Raw genomic sequence first — 17,500 nt, 5'->3', positions numbered from 1 at the left:
TGGGGCCCCACCGCGCGGCCAGTGCGCCGTATGGAACTTCTCGCCCTTGAACGAGTCGATGCCTGGGATGTCGGGGTAGATCGCCTGGGAGAGCACGCCCATGCCGCTGACCACGTACTTGGCTGTGAGTTTGGTGCCATCGGCGAAGTTCACGGTCCAGCGGTTGGAAGCCTCGTCGTACACCGTGGAATCGACGCGGCGGTTGAGCTGGATGTCCCTGCGCAGGTCCAGCCGGTCGGCCACGAAGTTGAGGTAGCGGAGCACCTCGGCGCCGGAGGGGTAGCGCTCCGTCCAGTCCCATTCCTCGCGGACCTCCTTGGAGAAGGAGAAGGAATAGTAGCTGTACTCGCTGTCGGTGCGGACTCCTGGGTAGCGGTTGCTCCACCAGGTGCCGCCGATGCCGTCGGCTCCGTCGACCACAAGCGTCTTCAGCCCAATCTCCCGCAGGTGATGGAGGACGGCGAGGCCGGAGAAGCCGGCCCCGATGACAATGGCGTCGTAATCCGATCCCGGCGTCGCTGCCGGGCGCTCTGGGGTCTGGGAATTCTCGGTCATGGAGGTGTTCCTTTCGAGGGGTAGGGATTAGCCGTCGGCCCGGCCGGAGCGGTACCAGGCGGCGATGTTCGCGATTTCGGCGTCGGCCTCGGGGAGGTGTCCCGCCTGGAGGGGGTAGACGTGCTGCATGCCGGGGCCGACCGAGAAGGTCACGTCCACTCCGGCGTGTTCAGTGAGCTTGCGGAGGCGCTCGGCGTCGGCGTAGAGGGACTCCGTGTCGGACACGTTGATGTAGAGGGCCGGGAAGCCGGTGAAGTCGGCGTACAGGGGGTTGACCAGCGGATCGGTGGGGCTGGCCCCGCCCGAAAGGTAGCGGTCGATGTTGCCCTGCAGGCCCTCGCGGGTGATGAGGAAGTCGGTGTCGTTGTTCGTCTCGATCGTCGCGCCGGAGTTCTCCATGTCGAGCCACGGCGACATGGTGATGACCCGCTCCGGGTGGGCTTCGCCGGCCTGGAGGAGCCGGAGCACCAAGGCGATGGCGATGCTCGCACCGGCGCTGTCGCCGACAGGCGTAATGTCCCCGGGCCGGATGCCCTCGGCGACAAATGCCCGGTACACGGCCTGGGCGTCGTCGATCTGGGCGGGGTACGGGTCCTCGGGGGCGAGGCGGAAGTCGACGACGAACGCACTGACGCCGCACGCCTTGGCCAGGTGTCCGGCGAGCTTGCGGTGGCTTGAGGCCGACCCGAGGGCGAACCCCCCTCCATGGAGCACCAGGAGGACCTGACCGCGGTCGGCGTCGAGCGGGGAAATCAGGATCCCCCGCACACCCCCGATAACCGTAGTGCGGTAGGTGACGTCCTCGGGCTCGGCCGTTGCGCGCTGCCAGTCCTCGAAAATCCAGCGGGTCAGCTGGAGGGAAATTCCGGGGTTGGCGGAAAACTCGGTGGTCCACTGGGCATACATTTCACCGAGCAGATCGGTCGGTTGATTCGATGGCATGAGAGCTCCTCAAAAGTCGGGACCGTTCAAGAATGGACGCGCGGATCCGCCCGTGAAGCGGTTGTCGCAAAATGATGCACCGGTGTCTCAGGCTGAGTCGTCGAGCCGGGGAGCGGGTGCCCAACACTCGTAGACAGGCCAGACACACGGCCTGCAGTCCAACCCTCAGAAGCTCCGCAGACACCCGGCAGCAAACCCGTCAAGGACGACGGCGAGCCGCCGGCAACCCGGCGGTCCTTCGCCGCAGTCCACACCGAAAAGGCCCAGATCCGTCCGGCAGGGCCTCCGGAACCACTCATCAGAAGGAAGACTCAATGTTCTCGAAGAAATCAGCGTTGGCGGCCGCAGCACTGCTAGCCGCTCTTCCGTTGGCCAGTTGTTCGACCGGTTCGTTGTCCAGCAGCGATGATGCGGCGGCAGGGGCGGACTCGGGATCCGGCGGCGGCGAGGTCACCGTTGGGGACGTCGGCGTCCAGGGCGACCTTCAGGACATCAGCGAGTTCTGCGGCGAGGAGGACCTGAAGGTCGCGCTCGCCGACGGCTTTGGCGGCAACTCCTGGCGGAAGATCACCCGCGCGATCTTCGAAGAGGAAGCCGCGAAGTGCCCCAACATCACCGATGTGCTGTACACGGACGCCCAAGGTGACACCCAGAAGGCCATCTCCGACATCAATTCGCTTGTCGCCCAGGACGTCGACGTCATTGTGACCTTCGTCGACGGCGGAGAGGCGCTCCTGCCCACCATCAAGAAGGCGACCGACGCCGGCGTGAAGGTGGTCCCCTATGTCGGCTCGCCCGGCGGTACCCCCGGAACGGACTACGTCGACTTCGTTGCCGAGGACGTCGCCACCTACGGCAAGAACCTTGCCCAGTGGACCATCGACGCGATGGGCGGAGAGGGAAACCTCGTCATGCTGGGTGGGATTGCGGGCAACTCCTACTCGCAGGGCGTCTTCGACGGGGTGAAGGAGGTCGCCGCGGCGAACCCCGGCATCACACTGCTCAATGAGGACGGGCCTGTCGCGACGGACTGGGAGCCAGGCAAAACCCAGCAGGTGGTCGCCGGACTGATCACCAAGTACGGCGAGATCGACGGCATCGTCGCCGACTACGGAGGTGGCTCAGTCGGCGGTATCCGCGCCTTCCAGGCCGCGAACAAACCACTGCCGGCCTGGTCGGCCAACGACTCCAATGAGTTCGCCTGCCTCTGGTACGAGCACAAGGACAGCGAGCCCAGCTACCAGATCGCCACGGAGTCCTCGCGCAACTGGATCGTCTCCGCGGCCCTCCACAAGGGCCTCGCAGCGGCCAACGGGTTGCCCAACGACGAGCCTTCCATCTACAACCTCGAAATCATCGAGGACTCCACCAACCCGGACCTGCAGCCCAAGTGCGAGAAGGACCTGCCGCCGGACGCCATCCTCTCCTCGGGGCTGACGGTCGATTCCCTCAAGAAACTCTTCAAGTAACCCTTCGCCCCAGCACCGCGGTTCCGGGCCGGCCGGCCCGAAACCGCACCCTATTCCACCCACATCCCAGAACCGGAGCCATCATGAACCGCCTCAAAGGCAAAGTCACCATCGTCACAGGCGCCTGCCGCGGCATCGGGCGCTCGATCACCGAGACGTTCGCCCGGGAAGGAGCGACGGTCATCGCGACCGGCCGTGCCGCCGAGGACCCCACCTTCGACGAGGGCATCCAGTACCACCAGCTCGACGTGGCACAGGAAGAACACTGGCAACGGGTGATCGCCGATGTCATTGCCGAACACGGCCGGGTCGACGTCCTCGTCAACAACGCGGGCATCATCGCGTATGACACGCTGCACGAGCTCAACCTCGCCGACTGGAACCACGTCGTCGCCGTGAACCAGACCGGAACCTGGCTGGGCATGCGTGACGTCATCCCGCACATGGTCGCCCAGGGCGGGGGGTCAATCATCAATGTGTCCTCCATCTGGGGCAGCGTCGCCGTCTCCGGAGCGCACGCGTACCACGCAACCAAGGGCGCCGTGCGGAACATGTCCAAGAGCGCGGCCATCACCTACGCCAAGGAGAATGTGCGCGTGAACTCGGTTCATCCGGGCTTCATTGTCACCCCGCTCACCGACGCCCAGGACCCCGAGGTGAACGAATTCGTCGTTTCCATGACCCCGATGGGACGCGCGGGCCAGCCCAGCGAAATCGCCAACGGCATCCTTTTCCTCGCCTCGGACGAGTCGAGCTTCGTAACGGGCTCCGAACTCGTTATTGACGGCGGATACCTCGCCCAATAGCCGGCCAGGCCCCGCACCACCGGACCATAAAGGAGTTGCCGCGGTGACAAACCCCGATCTGTTCGATGTACCAACCCTTCCCGGGTCGAATGGCGCCAGCCGCTTCGGCCCGGCCGTCCTGGCCCTCGACGGCATCGTCAAGACCTTCACCGGCGTCCGCGCGCTCACCGACGTCACCCTCAAGGTGCTCGCCGGCGAGGTGCATGCCCTCGTCGGTGAGAACGGTGCCGGCAAGTCCACCCTGATGGCCGTCGCCTCGGGCGCCCTGATGCCCGATGCCGGCACCGTGCACATCGGAGGAGTGCGCCTGGAGTCGTCCTCGCCCGGTGAGGCCCGCCGGCTCGGGCTCGGCATCGTCCGGCAGGATCCGGCGCTGCTGCCCGATCTCACGGTCGCGGAGAACATGGCAGTCGGCGTCGGGTACCGGCGCGTGGGCGGGCTCGGGCGGGCAGCCGCGTGGTCCCAGAAGGAGCTCGACAAGTGGGAGATGGGCATTGACGCCCGCACCCGCGTCTCCGACCTCTCGGTGGAGCAGCGCTTCATCGTCGAGATCGCCAAGGCCCTCGCGCTTGAGCCGAAGGTGTTGATTCTCGACGAACCGACCGAACACCTCAGCCTTGACGAGGTCCAGAAACTCTTCCGCACAGTCCGCGGGCTCGCGGCCCGGTCCACAGCGGTCGTCTACATCTCGCACCGCATCCCCGAGGTGAAGCAGATTGCCGACCGGATCACCGTGCTGCGGGACGGGTTGGTCCGCGGAACGTTCGACGCCGACGAGGTCGACGAACAGCAGATCATCGAACTCGTCATCGGCCGCACCCTCGACACCGTGTTTCCACCCAAGGGTTCGGCGGCCGGAACCGTCGGAACCGAGGACCGGCTGAGCGTGAGCGGACTGGACGGCACGGATTTCCACAATGTGAGTTTCACCGTAAAAGCAGGGGAGATCGTCGGACTCGCCGGGGTGCAGGGCAACGGCCAGGCCCAGCTGATCCGTGCCCTTGCCGGCCTCGAACCGGCGGCCGGAGGCATCGCCGTCGCCGGCAGGACCGTTCCGCCCGGCAGCAATGCGGCCGCAGCACGGGCCGGCGTGGTCTATGTGCCGGCCGACCGGCACGGTGAAGGCGTGTTCCTGCCGCTCTCGGTCGCCGAGAACATCTCGGCGAAGACCCTTCCCGGGGTCTCCCGGGGAGGGCTCGTGCGCGAGCGGCGGGTCCTTGCCGTCGCCGCGGACCAGATCCGCCGGCTCTCGGTGAAGACCCCGTCACCGCGCACGCCCATCTCCTCCCTCTCCGGAGGGAACCAGCAGAAGGTCGTGCTGGCGCGCACGCTCCTCGCCGAGCCGGCGGTGCTCCTTGCCGAGGAGCCCACCCAGGGTGTGGACGCCGGTGCCCGGGTCGACATTTACGGCATCCTGCGCGGTGCCGCCGACGCCGGCGCCGCGGTGGTAATCCTCTCCTCCGACGGGGTGGAACTCGAGGGGCTCTGCGACCGGGTCCTCATCTTGTCGCGCGGCGAGGTCGTTTCGGAGCTGACGGGAGGGGACGTCACGGAGGCCGCCATCGCCCGGGCCGCCCTGACCTCGACGACGGTGCGGGAACGCACCGACGCGGATAAGGCCGCCCGCGGGGTGAAGCTGCGTCGCTGGCTCCGCGGGGACTCCTCTCCCGCCGCCGTCCTGGCCGCCATGTTCCTCCTCCTCGGGGTGGTTGTCGCGGCGACCAGCCCCTCCTACTTCGGTGCGTTCAACCTCAATAACCTGCTTCTGATGGCCGCGCCGCTGCTTTTCGTCGGGGCGGCCCAGCAGGTGGTCGTGCTGGGCTCGGGCTTTGACCTCTCCGTGGGCCCGCTGATGGGCTTCCTTGTGGTCCTCGCATCCTTCTGGATCGTCGACGGAGGCAACCTTTATCTGGGTCTTGGCCTGATGGCCGTCGGGGCGGTCGGCACCGGGGTCATCAACGGACTCCTGGTGACCCGGTTCAACATCAATCCCGTCGTGGTCACCCTCGCCATGTACATGGCGCTGCAGGGTACCTACCTCGCACTCCGGAGCACCCCCGGGGGCATCATCTTCAGCGGTGTCGCCGAGCAGATCCAAGCCCGGATCGGGATCGTTCCCGTGGTGACGATCGTCGCCGTCCTCGTGCTGCTGGCGCTCGAGGTGGCACTGCGCCGCACCCGGTGGGGCGTGGAGCTGCGCGCCGTGGGATCCCGCATTGACGCGGCCGGGCGGCTCGGCATCCGGGTCAAGCGCACCCAGTTCCTCTCCTACGTGCTGTGCTCAGCGCTCGTCCTGCCCGCCGCCGTCATCATGATGGCCCAGATCGGGATCGGCGATGGGAGGCCGTCCCTTTCGTACACGTTGGCCTCAGTCACCGTCGTCGTCCTGGCCGGTGCGAGCATCTTCGGCGGGCGGGGTTCCTTCATCGGCGTCCTCGCCGCGGCGCTGCTCGTTCAGCAGGTGCTCAACGTCTCGCCGTTTCTCGGGCTCTCCCAGGCCTGGTCCTACTGGCTTCCCGGCCTGATCACCCTTACGGCGGCCGTGCTCTACGCCCAGTTCCGCCGTTCGCGGGGAACCTCTTCAGTAAGGAAGGCGTCATGACCACCACCAAAGACCTTATCGGCCGCCCCGCCGCGCCGGTGCAGGATCGGGACCGCCCGGAAGCCGCCTGGCGGCGCATGCTCTCGGGCAGCGGAACAGGCATCGCCGTGGCCACCGTGCTCCTCTTTGCCCTGAGCCCCATCATCGCGCCCGGCAGCCTCGGCGCCGCCCCGCTGCTGAGCATGCTGCCCTTCGCCGCTGTGCTCGCGATCATCGCCGCCGGGCAGACCCTCGTGGTCCAGCAGCGCGGCCTCGACCTTTCGGTTCCGGGCATGATCGCGCTCGCCGCGGTCCTCGCCACAGGGCTGCCGCAGAGCCACGGCTGGCCGCTGTGGGCCGCGGTGGTCGCCGGCGTCGCCGGTCCCGGCCTCGTGGGACTGGTCAACGGACTGCTGGTCACGGTCTTTCGGGTGATGCCCCTGGTGGTGACCCTCGGCATGAACGCTGTGCTGCTCGGCACGGTGTTTTTCCTTGCCGACGGAACACCGTCGGGCGCTCCGGATGCACTCAACCGCTTTGCCCTCAGCCGTACCTTCGGCATCCCCAATACGCTGCTCATCGCTGTGGGCATTGTCGGCATTGCGGCGCTGGTGACGCAGCGGCTGATCGTCGGCCGCAGGCTCACGGCAGTCGGAGTGAGTGAGCGCGCCGCCGCGGCCCTGGGTGTCCGGGTCAACGCCTACAAGATGGTGGCCTACGGTTTCGCGGGACTGTGCTACGGGGCAGGCGGCGTGCTGCTGGCCGGCTATGTCAAGACGCCGGCACTGTTCCTTGGCGAGTCCTACCTGCTGCCCTCGGTCGCCGCCGTGGTGCTGGGGGGAACCGCGCTGACGGGCGGGCTCGCAAGCGTTGCGGCCACCGGCGTCGCCGCGTTGTTCCTAACCCAGCTCGGGCAGCTGTTCCGTTCGATGGGCTGGCAGGACGCGATGCAGCTGATCGCCCAGGCCGCCGTGCTGATCACGGTTGTGCTGGCCCGTGAGATGCTGCCGGCTTTGTCCCGCCGCCGGGCTGCCCGGCGGGCTGCATCCGGGGCTCCGGACGGTGTCGACCGCGGCGCCTCAGGTGCGTAAACGCCCGGCCCCCGGGACGGCCGGACGCCCAGTCTGCGCTGGATCGTGATCCACATGACCGAGAAGATTGCCCGCCCGCGGCCCGCCGGCTCCCATGGCCTCAAGCGGTCAGCCGATAGGCCTTCATTTTGCGGTACACCGTCGCCCGTGAGAGTCCGAGGATCTCGGCGGCCTTGGAGCGGTTGCCGTCGGCCTCCTGCAACGCCTTGCGGATCGCTTCCAGTTCGACCCGTTCGATCATCGACAGCGCCCGGGCGCCCTGCATGACCGGTGGAAGATCCCCGGGGAGCACAGCGCCGCGCTTGCCGGTGATGGACAGGTGCTCGATGGTGCCCCGGAGCTCCTTGAGATTGCCGGGCCAACGGTAGCCCTTGAGCACCTCAAGCGTCTCCGGGCGCAGGTCGAGCCGGGCGCCGGGGGCGGTCCGTTCAGTGAAGACGCGCCAGAGAGACGGCAGGTCCGCGATCCTGTCGCGAAGCGGCGGCACCCACACCACGGGCAGGCCGAGCCGTCCCCCGAGCACCTCTGCTTCCTCCGGCGACGCCGCAGAGAGAGTGAGCAGCACCGGCCCGCGGCCGGCGGTGTTCTCCAGGACCGACTTCAAGCCGTCAAGGGACTGGCCGTCGAGCGTTTCGATGCCGCGCACGGTCACCGGCGTGGAGGAGCCGAGCCGTTCCGCCACCTTGCCCAGCCACTTCCGGCTGCCCAGCAGGTGCCGCTCGGCCGCGTCGGTGACAAGCGACTGCGAGTGCGCCGTGCCCGGGCGGAATGGCAGTCCCAGCGCCAACGACGCCTTGCCCGTCCCCGGTTCCCCGGCGATGATCAACGGACGCCGGGAGCCGCGGTGGCGGGCCACCTGATGGACCGCCGCCAGCCAATCCGGGGCGCGGCCGATGAGCGAGGGCCGGGGCGGGCTGGAATTCGTTGGAGCACTCCTGCGCTCTCGCTCGATGGCGACCACCGTGCCGGCTCCGTCGTCGAGGGCCGTGACCTTCACCGTCGCGGTTCCCGTGGAGAGTTCGAGGGCGAAGCTGCCGCTCCTGCGCGGCTCGGAAGAGGCTTGGATCAGGTCGAGATCGGCCACTGTCAGGCGGCCTGCCTCCTGGCTCTGCATCACGAGGCCCTGCGGGCCGAAGGCTACAACCGGTCCCGCATGCGAACTCGTCCGCTCAAGGAAGGAAGCGAGCATCCTGCGGGCCGCGGGCTGCTCGACGTCGAGCACCTGCTGCTCGAGCTGCGACGTCACCGAACGGATCAGGGGCTTCAATAGCCCGCTGCGTTCGAAAATGCCGCTGGAGATGGTGACGACCGCAAGGAGCTTGCCGGTCAGGGGGTGGTGGACCGGGGCGCCGGTGCATACCGCGTTGCTGTAGAAGTCGGCGAAGTGTTCGGTCCCGGACACCTGCACGCACTTGCCGGTGGCAATGACGGTGCCGACCCCGTTAGTGCCCACAGCGTCCTCGGAAAGCACCGCCCCGCGCACCGTGCCAAGCCGGTCCAGGTAAGCGAGTGCGTCGTGGTCATGGGACCAGCGCTGCAGGATGCGCCCCTGCGCGTCGGCGAGGAGCAGTCCGAGGCCGGTTCCAATAAGCTCGTCCGACACCCGGGTCAGTGGGGCCTGGAACATGTCAAGGAGGTGCAGGTCGAGGACATCCTCGGGAACCTGCGGAACATCGCGGATGTTGCCGGGGGCCCCGATGGCCGCCTGCGACCGCTGCCATGACTTCACTAGATCAGGGTTGAGCAGGCGGACGGTCCGGTCCGGCGGGGCGATGGTGTTCTTGACCTCTTGCACCTTGGCGTCTGAATGCATGGGAACGATGTACTCCTCGGGTATGCCCACCGTTCCACCCGTCGGCACTGCGCGCCTCGTCGTTGAGAACCATGGACCAATCGTGCTAGGAGATTACTAGTATTATCGTATTAGCGCTAGAGCGGCACTTCGGCGCCGAGGCGCTTCGAGTACTCGATGACGGCGAGTTCGCCGGCCAACCGGATGTGGTGCTCACAGGCGGCCCGTGCGGCATTGGGATCTCGCTCCACAGCGGCCGCCCGGACCACGCGGCGCAGCTCCTGCATCGAGATGGCCACCCGTTCCTCATCGATGAAGGCATAGCGGCGGAACAGGCCAATGCGCGTATGGATTCCCCTCAGGCTGCTGTCGAGAACGGGATTGCCCGCACCGGCGAGCAGCAGGGCGTAGAACTCCTCCTTGCTGGCCTCCCGTGACTCCACCGAGCCATGGAGGTAGTCGGACTCCATCGCCATGATGAGAGAGGTTAGCGCTGCCGCCTGTTCGGCACTGGCATGCAGAGCGAACAGTTCGCCGGCAAGCCCCTCAAGGGACCGGCGCACCTCGTAGAGAGACTCGATGTCCCGCCGGGACAGCACGGTGACGATGGGCCCGCGGTTGGGAACCATCGTGATCAGGCTTTCAGTCTCCAGCTGGCGCAGCGCCTCCCGGATGACCGTGCGGGAGACACCGTAGGACTCGCACATCGCGCTCTCCAGGAGGCGGCTGCCCGGGGCAAGCACCCCTTCGAGAATGTCCTCGCGGATCAGCCGCACCACCTGCTGGCGAAGCGGAGCGGCATGGCGTTCAACCTTCAAGTTCGTTCGCATTGGCTCTTTTCCGGGTTCCGTCCGACTGTCTCAACTTGATGCATCCCGGCCTTCCGGCTGGTCCACGATCGTACGCTAATACGAGATTACCCGAGGACGTATGCCGGCGAGAGGGAGAGAAAATGACGACTTTGACTTCGACCGAGGGCAGGGTGAACCTGCGCGGCCACTCGGTGCCGGTGGGCCTGTACATCGATGGGGTCTGGCGGAACGCACCGTCAACCTTCGACGTGATCAACCCCTCCACCGGCACCGTCGTCGCGCAGGTTGCCGACGGAGGTGCGGCCGAGGCGCTGTCCGCCCTGGACGCAGCCGCCGGCGCGCAGGAGGCCTGGCGCCGGGTGGCCCCGCGGGAACGGGCGAACCTCTTCCACCGGGCGCATTCCCTGCTGCTCAGCCGGGCGGACGCCATCGCCGAGACCATGACGATCGAGAGCGGCAAGCCGCTGGCCGAGGCGCGCAGCGAGTTCCAGCTTTCGGCGGACTTCTTCCTCTGGTACGCCGAGCAGGTGGCGCACCTCCATGGGACCTACGCCTCGGGCTCCCCGGGAGGGTACCGGGTCGTCACCACCTACCAGCCGGTTGGACCGAGCCTGCTCATCACACCGTGGAATTTTCCCCTGCTCATGATCGCCCGGAAGGCTGGCGCCGCGCTGGCCGCGGGCTGCACCGTCGTCGTGAAGTCCGCGAAGGAGACTCCGCTGACGTGCTCGCTTTTTGTGGAAACCCTTCACGATGCCGGATTCCAGCCGGGCGTCGTCAACCTCCTTCACACGACCCGCTCAGCTGACGTGTCGGCCGCGGTGATGGCGGACCCGCGGCTGCGCAAGGTGAGCTTCACCGGCTCGACGGGGGTCGGCAGCACCCTCCTGCAGCAGGCCGCCCCGGGGATCGTGAACGCCTCGATGGAGCTCGGCGGCGACGGTCCGTTCGTCGTCCTCGAGGACGCCGACATCGACCTGGCCGCACAGCAGGCGATCATCAGTAAGTTCCGCAACGCGGGCCAGGCCTGCGTCGCCGCCAACCGGATCATCGTGCACTCGGCGGTGGCCGAGGAGTTCACGCGCAAGTTTGTCGGGCTGACGCAGAAGCTGCGCGTGGGCGACGGCTTCGACGAGGGCACAGAGGTTGGGCCGATCATCTCCGCCACGCAGCGCGACACCGTCGCGGGGCTGGTGGAGTCCCTGAAGGCCATCGACGCCGAACTGCTCACGGGCGGCTCCGCCGTCGAGGGCGGCGGCTACTTCTACCAGCCGACTGTCTTCAAGGTGAATGACAGGGACAACGAAGTCTGCAATCAGGAGCTGTTTGCCCCCATCGCCACCATCTACACAGTGGACTCGACGGCGGAGGCGGTGCAGGTTGCCAACGACACCCGATACGGCCTGGCGGCCTACGTCTTCACCAGGGACCTCTCCCGCGCCTTGGCTGTCAGCGAAAGCCTCGACTCCGGCATGGTCGGCATCAACCGGGGCATCATGGCCGACCCGGCGGCCGCCTTCGGAGGCGTGAAGGCCTCCGGCCTCGGCCGCGAAGGCGGGCACGACGCCATCTATGAATACCTCGAACCCAAATACCTCGCCATCACCGTCGATGAGACCAAAGGACTTGAATAAGCGATGAGCACCCTCTCTCCGGCTCCCGGCTCCACGACCGGCCCGAAATCCTCCGGTGGCGCCGTCGAACCCGCGGCAACCCTCGGACTGCTGCGCCAGCCGAAGACGGTGCTCTTCGGGCCCGGCCAGCGCCACCAGTTGCCCTTCCTCGTCGCGGGAATCGCCAGGCACCTGTTGGTGACGACCGACGCCCGCATGGCGCAGAGCTCGGATTTCCTCGAGATCATCGAGGGCATCCGCGCCAAGGGGACCGAGGTCTCCATCTATGCTGAGGCCGAGCCCGACCTGCCCCGCGAGAACATCGTCGACGTTGCCATGCAGTTCCGCGGCAGCGAGGTCGACGCAATCCTCGGAATCGGCGGGGGCTCCTGCATGGACCTGGCCAAGGTGGTCGCGGTGGTGCTGGCCAACGAGGGGGACGTGCGCGACTACTATGGTGAATTTCTGGTCCCCGGCCCCGGCCTTCCCGTGATCACCGTTCCCACCACCGGTGGAACCGGCGCGGAGGTTACGTGCGTTTCGGTTGTCTTCGACCGCGAAAAGGGGATGAAGGTCGGCGTCGCCAGCCCCTTCCTGGAGCCCTTCGCCGCGGTAATCGATCCCGAGCTGACGCTGAGCTGCCCGCCGGGCCTGACCGCCGCGACCGGGGCCGACGCACTGTCACATCTCATCGAGACCTTCACCGGGCGGGTGAAGCGGCCGACCCCGGAGGACATCGACACGAAGTTGTACGTCGGCAAGAACCGGCTGGCCGACATGTTCGCCCGCAACGGCCTGCACCTGCTCAACACCTCGCTCGAAGCCGTCGCTGCGGACCCCTCCAACCTTGAGGCGCGCTCGGACACCATGCTCGCCGCCTACAACGCCGGCATGGCGATCAACACTGCCGGCACCGCCGGGGCGCACGCCATCCAGGGCGCCATCGGGAACCTGACGCACACCCCCCACGGCTTCGGAATCAGCGCACTGCTGCCCTACGTCATGCGCTTCAACCTCCCGGAGCGGGTCCCGGAGTTCGCCGAGATCGGGCGGATCTTCGGCGTCGCCGATCCGGCCGACGCGGAGCTCGACCAGGCCCGCACGGGCATCGTCCGGGTCGAGGAACTGCTCGCCGCCCTCGGCGCGCCGCTTGACCTCAAGACCCTCGGCCTCGACCCCGGGGACTTTGACTTTGTCGCGGACCAGGCGATGCTCGCCACCCGGCTCACGGCCAACAACCCGAGGGAGCTGACCCGGGAGCGTATCGTCGCGATTCTGGAACGGGCCTACGCGGATGACCGTTCCTGGTGGGTCGTGGGATGACGTCTCGCGAAGGGCTGCCTCGTGTCGTCGCGGTCGTCGGCGCCGGCTCTATCGGCGTGGCGTTTGCGGTGCTCTTTGCCGATGCCGGATTCCGGGTCCGCGTCTGGGACGCGTTCCCCGAGGCCTTCGACAGGGCGTCCGCCGAACTCGCCGAACGGCTCGACCAGCTCGCCGGCCACGGCCTGCTGTCCGCCACGGCCGCAGTCGTCGCGGAGCGGGTGTCCTTCCATCCCGGGCTCGCCGAGGCCGTGGCCGACGCCGAACTCGTCCAGGAGTGTGCCCCGGAACAGATCGAGCTGAAGCGTGAACTCTTCGCCGCCGTCGAAACCGCAGCGCCTGCCGGTGCCATCCTCGCCAGTTCGAGCTCGGCCCTCGTGCCCAGCACCATCGCCGAAGGCCTGGACACGGCGGACCGGCTGATCGTCGCCCATCCCGGAAACCCGCCCTACCTGCTTCCGGTCATCGAACTCGTTCCCTCTCCGGTGACGTCCCCGGCGGTTATGGAGAGGGCCGCAGCCCTCTACCGCGGCGCCGGGCTCCGGCCGGTGCTGCTGCGCAGGGAGGTCGAGGGCTTCCTCTTCAACCGGCTCCAGGGCGCCGTCCTGCGCGAAGCCTACGCCCTGGTGCGCGACGGCGTAGCGACAGCGGCAAACATCGACGAGGTGATGCGCAGCGGCCTCGGCCGGCGGTGGAGCTTCATGGGCCCCTTCGAGACGGTTGACCTCAACACCCGCGGGGGCATCGCCTCGCACGCCGGGAAGATGGGACCGGCCTACGAACGGATGGGGGCCGAACGCGGTCAGCACGATCCGTGGACCCCGGACCTCGTGGCGGCAGTGGCGGCCGAACGACGGGCGGCGCTTCCGCTGGAAGAATGGGAGCGGCGCGTCCAATGGCGCGACGAGCAGCTTCTGCTGCTCAAACCCCGGTGGGATGCCGCAGCCGGGCAGCACAACGAGGCTCCGCCGGCCCCCACGACGCCGGCTTCCAGCACAAGGAGCACGAAGTGAACCAGGCCTACCTCTATGACTCGATCCGCACTCCCTTCGGGAAGTTCGGCGGCAGGCTTGCCGGAGTCCGTCCGGACGACCTCGCGGCCCACGTGCTCCGCGCTTCCCTCGACCGGGTGCCCGGCCTCGACCCCGGATCCATTGACGAGGTGACGTTCGGCAACGCCAACGGCGCCGGCGAGGAAAACCGCAACGTTGCACGGATGGCCACCCTGCTCGCCGGACTGCCCACCTCCATTCCGGGAAGCACGGTCAACAGGCTGTGCGGGTCGAGCCTGGATGCCGTCATGGCTGCCTCCCGCTCGGTCGCCGTCGGCGACGCCGACATAGTCCTCGCCGGCGGGGTCGAATCGATGAGCCGGGCGCCATGGGTGCTGCCCAAGACCGAAAAGCCCTACCCGCCGGGCAACCTCGCCCTCTCCTCCACGACGCTGGGCTGGCGGCTCGTCAACCACCTCATGCCGACGGAGTGGACGGTCTCCCTGGGCGAGGCGACCGAGCAGCTGCGCGAGCGCCACGGGATCAGCCGGGAACGGCAGGACGAATTCGCCGCGGCATCGCACGGGCTCGCCGCGGCCGCCTGGGCTGAGGGACGGTACGACAACCTCGTCGTTCCGGTTCCCGGCACCGACCTCGTCCAGGATGAAAGCATCCGCCCAGCCACCACCGTGGACGTCCTCGCCGGCCTGCGTACCGTCTTCCGGCCCGCGGGCGAAGGCATCGAAGGCGGAACGATCACCGCCGGCAACGCCTCACCCCTCAATGACGGGGCGTCGGCGGCCATCATCGGCAGCGGAGCGGCCGGCAGCCGATTGGGAATCGACCCCCTGGCCAGGATCGCCGGCCGTGGGGCGTTCGCGCTGGAACCCCAGTACTTCGGCTTCGCCCCGGTGGAAGCCGCAAACCAGGCCCTTTCCCGTGCCGGCGTCGGCTGGAACGAGGTGGGGGCCGTGGAACTCAACGAGGCCTTCGCCGCGCAGTCCCTCGCCTGCATCGATGCCTGGAAGATCGACCCCGGCATTGTGAACGCATGGGGCGGGGCCACGGCCATCGGTCATCCGCTGGGCGCCTCGGGCATCCGGATCCTGGGCACCCTCGCCCGCAGGTTGGAGGACAGCGGCGAGCGCTGGGGCGTGGCAGCCATCTGCATCGGCGTCGGACAGGGGCTCGCAGTGGTCCTCGAAAATACGCGGCGGTAGGAGGACAATGCTTCTCATCGCCGCAACGGCCGACGATGCAATCCGTGGCATCTCCGACGGGGCCACGGTGCTGATCGGCGGCTTCGGCAACGCCGGGCAGCCCATGGACCTCATTGACGCGCTGCTGCGTTCTGGCACCACCGGTCTCACCGTGGTCAACAACAACGCAGGGCAGGCGGACGCCGGGCTTGCCGTGCTGATCCGCGAACGCAGGGTCCGGAAGATCATTTGTTCCTTTCCCCGGCAGAGCGACTCCTGGCACTTCGACGCCGCCTACCGCGCCGGAGAGATCGAGTTGGAACTCGTTCCCCAGGGAACCCTCGCGGAACGGATCCGCGCAGCCGGCGCGGGCATTGGCGGTTTCTTCACGCCCACCGGGTACGGGACGATGCTGGCCGAGGGCAAGGAAACCCGGGTCATCGACGGCCGGGGCTACGTCTTCGAGACGCCCATCCATGCCGATGCCGCCCTCATCAAGGCTTTGAAGGCTGACCGCTCGGGGAACCTCATTTACCGCAAGACGGCACGGAACTTCGGTCCGGTCATGGCCGCGGCGGCGCGGCACACCATAGTGCAGGTCTCCGAGGTGGTTCAGTCCGGAGAGCTCGACCCCGAGCACGTTGTCACGCCGGGAATCTACGTCGACGTGCTCGTCGCGGCGGAGCCCGGGCGCGCTGCCGCGGCTCAGGGGAGGGGCGGGTTGGAGAGGGTGGACACCCCGTGAACGGAAAACTTGACCGTGGAGGGATTGCCCGGCTTATTGCAGGGGACATACCGCCCGGCTCCTATGTCAACCTGGGCATCGGGCAGCCGACACTGATCGCCGACCACCTAACCCCCGAGCAGAACATCACCCTGCATACCGAGAACGGCATGTTGGGCATGGGGCCGGCAGCCACCGGGGACCAGATCGACGGCGATCTCATCAACGCCGGGAAGCTTCCCGTTACGGAGCTGCCCGGCGCGTCCTATTTCCACCATGCCGACTCGTTCGCCATCATGCGCGGCGGGCATCTCGACGTCTGCGTGCTCGGAGCCTTCCAGGTCTCCGGCACGGGGGACCTCGCGAACTGGCACACCGGGGCGGAAGACGCCATTCCCGCCGTCGGCGGCGCCATGGACCTGGCCACCGGAGCCAAGGAGGTCTGGGTCATGATGTCCCTCTTCGACCGTGACGGGACGGCCAAACTGGTGCCGCGGTGCTCCTACCCGCTGACCGGGATCGGCTGCGTCACCAGGGTCTACACCAATGAGGCGGTGTTCCTCCTGGACGCAGGCAGCGTCCGGGTCCGGGCAACCTACGGCGTTCCGTTCACCGGACTCGCCTCACGGATCGATGTCCCACTGCTTCCGCCGGCCGCCCGCCCCCGGGCAGGGGACAAGCCGGCCGGGCGGCCCGGCTAGCGGGGACCGCCCCGGAGCGGGTCGGAGCCCTCCGGGCGTTACCCGGCGGGATAGGGGTTGTCGCGGAGCAGGCGGGCGAGGTGGGCGGCATTGCGGGCGACTCCGGCCGTGGTGGCTGCCACCTTCTCCGGGACGGCGTCGAGGTCCAGGTAATCGACCGTCTGCATCGCCTCTCCGACCCAGTAGGTGCCGCCCTGGGCCGGGATGCTGAAGCCGACGTCGTTCAGGGCCTGCAGCATGTCGGCAATGGTCTTGTGGGCGCCGTCCTCATTGCCCACTACGGCGACCACACCCACCTTCTGGTACATGGTCGGGCGGCCCGCGTCGTCAGTCTCGGACAGCTCGGCGTCAAGTCGCTCCACCACCCGCTGGGCGATGCTGCACGGGTGGCCCATCCAGATGGGGGTGGAGAGCACCAGGATGTCCGCAGCGAGGATCTGGGCCCGGATGGCGGGCCAGTCGTCGCCGGAGCCCATATCCGTCTGCACCCCGGGCAGTACGTTGGAATCCACGACGCGCACCGTGGATCCGGTGACGCCCTGAAGGGCGAGCTGATCAAGGACATGGCGGGCCAATCGATCGCTGCTCGAGGGTGCAGGGGAGGGCGAGAGGGAGCAGATCAGTGCGACGGCGGAGAGTTCGGTCATGGCGGTCCTTTCCGGAGAGTGCCGGCGGGAAGACTTTCAGGTTAAACGGTCCGGCCACCGCAGCGAGGGGAAACACTGCGGTGGCCGGTGGTGCCGGGCGTGGACTCAGAATGAGCCGGCCCGGCTCCGGGTTGTGCGCTCAGGCATTACGCCTGATCGGCGCTGCGGCGGCGGACCAGGTAGGTTCCGCCTGCTGCTGCGGCCAGGACGAGGCCACCGCCGAGGGCCAGGGCGCCGGTGTTGGACCCGGTCTCCT

The 17,500-nt window shown here is 67.9% G+C and carries 16 protein-coding genes; 10 read left to right on the top strand and 6 right to left on the bottom strand.

The annotated features are described in order from the left end of the window. Both QZX79_RS02155 and QZX79_RS02150 read right to left on the bottom strand, forming a co-directional pair. Window positions 1-555: NAD(P)/FAD-dependent oxidoreductase (locus QZX79_RS02155; RefSeq protein WP_294564006.1), on the bottom strand; the 555-nt coding region annotated here is incomplete at its 3' end. A gap of 27 nt (window positions 556-582) precedes the next feature. Beyond that, on the bottom strand, window positions 583-1,497 hold the full coding sequence (locus QZX79_RS02150) for an alpha/beta hydrolase (RefSeq protein WP_294564004.1): 915 nt from the start codon (window positions 1,495-1,497) through the stop codon (window positions 583-585). 314 nt (window positions 1,498-1,811) lie between these two features. Here QZX79_RS02150 and QZX79_RS02145 point away from each other — a divergent pair, with 314 nt between their 5' ends. The 4 genes from QZX79_RS02145 to QZX79_RS02130 all read left to right on the top strand — a co-directional run bounded on the left by QZX79_RS02145 (window position 1,812) and on the right by QZX79_RS02130 (window position 7,444). Further along, a complete protein-coding gene (locus tag QZX79_RS02145) occupies window positions 1,812-2,966 on the top strand; it encodes a substrate-binding domain-containing protein (protein ID WP_294564001.1) in 1,155 nt (384 codons plus the stop codon). A gap of 83 nt (window positions 2,967-3,049) precedes the next feature. Continuing rightward, on the top strand, window positions 3,050-3,772 hold the full coding sequence (locus tag QZX79_RS02140; RefSeq protein ID WP_294563999.1) for an SDR family NAD(P)-dependent oxidoreductase: 723 nt from the start codon (window positions 3,050-3,052) through the stop codon (window positions 3,770-3,772). Between the two features lie 43 nt (window positions 3,773-3,815). Next, window positions 3,816-6,374, top strand: a complete 2,559-nt coding sequence (locus tag QZX79_RS02135) for an ATP-binding cassette domain-containing protein (RefSeq protein ID WP_294563997.1) — start codon at window positions 3,816-3,818, stop codon at window positions 6,372-6,374. Beyond that, the gene (locus QZX79_RS02130) at window positions 6,371-7,444 is read left to right on the top strand and encodes an ABC transporter permease (RefSeq protein WP_294563996.1); all 1,074 of its coding nucleotides are present in this window, start codon (window positions 6,371-6,373) and stop codon (window positions 7,442-7,444) included. Before QZX79_RS02135 ends, QZX79_RS02130 begins: the two co-directional genes overlap by 4 nt. A 100-nt stretch (window positions 7,445-7,544) precedes the next feature. Here the strand turns inward: QZX79_RS02130 and QZX79_RS02125 are convergent, their stop codons facing one another. Both QZX79_RS02125 and QZX79_RS02120 read right to left on the bottom strand, forming a co-directional pair. Next, window positions 7,545-9,287, bottom strand: a complete 1,743-nt coding sequence (locus tag QZX79_RS02125; RefSeq protein ID WP_294563995.1) for a sigma-54-dependent Fis family transcriptional regulator — start codon at window positions 9,285-9,287, stop codon at window positions 7,545-7,547. An 86-nt stretch (window positions 9,288-9,373) separates the two neighbouring features. After that, window positions 9,374-10,066, bottom strand: coding sequence for a GntR family transcriptional regulator (locus QZX79_RS02120; protein WP_294563993.1), 693 nt, complete (start codon window positions 10,064-10,066; stop codon window positions 9,374-9,376). A gap of 122 nt (window positions 10,067-10,188) precedes the next feature. Between QZX79_RS02120 and QZX79_RS02115 the strand changes: the two genes are divergently transcribed. The 6 genes from QZX79_RS02115 to QZX79_RS02090 are packed head-to-tail and all read left to right on the top strand — an operon-like array spanning window position 10,189 to window position 16,597. Beyond that, complete coding sequence (locus QZX79_RS02115; RefSeq protein ID WP_294563991.1) at window positions 10,189-11,682, top strand: NAD-dependent succinate-semialdehyde dehydrogenase; 1,494 nt, start codon at window positions 10,189-10,191, stop codon at window positions 11,680-11,682. A 3-nt stretch (window positions 11,683-11,685) separates the two neighbouring features. After that, window positions 11,686-12,984, top strand: a complete 1,299-nt coding sequence (locus QZX79_RS02110) for an iron-containing alcohol dehydrogenase (RefSeq protein ID WP_294563989.1) — start codon at window positions 11,686-11,688, stop codon at window positions 12,982-12,984. Next, the gene (locus QZX79_RS02105; protein WP_294563988.1) at window positions 12,981-13,994 is read left to right on the top strand and encodes a 3-hydroxyacyl-CoA dehydrogenase; all 1,014 of its coding nucleotides are present in this window, start codon (window positions 12,981-12,983) and stop codon (window positions 13,992-13,994) included. The genes QZX79_RS02110 and QZX79_RS02105 overlap by 4 nt, the downstream gene beginning before the upstream one ends. Then, window positions 13,991-15,193 carry a thiolase family protein gene (locus QZX79_RS02100; protein ID WP_294563986.1) on the top strand — a complete coding sequence of 401 codons (1,203 nt, stop codon included), beginning with the start codon at window positions 13,991-13,993 and terminating at the stop codon, window positions 15,191-15,193. The genes QZX79_RS02105 and QZX79_RS02100 overlap by 4 nt, the downstream gene beginning before the upstream one ends. 7 nt (window positions 15,194-15,200) lie before the next feature. Continuing rightward, complete coding sequence (locus tag QZX79_RS02095; RefSeq protein WP_294563984.1) at window positions 15,201-15,917, top strand: 3-oxoacid CoA-transferase subunit A; 717 nt, start codon at window positions 15,201-15,203, stop codon at window positions 15,915-15,917. Further along, window positions 15,914-16,597 (top strand): 3-oxoacid CoA-transferase subunit B, encoded by a 684-nt coding sequence (locus tag QZX79_RS02090; RefSeq protein WP_294563982.1) that lies wholly within the window; start codon window positions 15,914-15,916, stop codon window positions 16,595-16,597. The genes QZX79_RS02095 and QZX79_RS02090 overlap by 4 nt, the downstream gene beginning before the upstream one ends. Before the next feature lie 38 nt (window positions 16,598-16,635). Here QZX79_RS02090 and QZX79_RS02085 read toward each other — a convergent pair whose 3' ends face one another. Beyond that, the gene (locus QZX79_RS02085; RefSeq protein WP_294563980.1) at window positions 16,636-17,244 is read right to left on the bottom strand and encodes a flavodoxin family protein; all 609 of its coding nucleotides are present in this window, start codon (window positions 17,242-17,244) and stop codon (window positions 16,636-16,638) included. Window positions 17,245-17,390: 146 nt separating this feature from the next. Beyond that, on the bottom strand, window positions 17,391-17,500 hold a 110-nt coding region (locus QZX79_RS02080; protein WP_294564008.1), incomplete at its 5' end, for an LPXTG cell wall anchor domain-containing protein.

Origin of the sequence: uncultured Arthrobacter sp. (genome assembly GCF_902805515.1) — a bacterium.
Lineage (GTDB): Bacteria > Actinomycetota > Actinomycetes > Actinomycetales > Micrococcaceae > Arthrobacter_D.
This window is presented reverse-complemented; position numbering and strand designations above follow the sequence as displayed.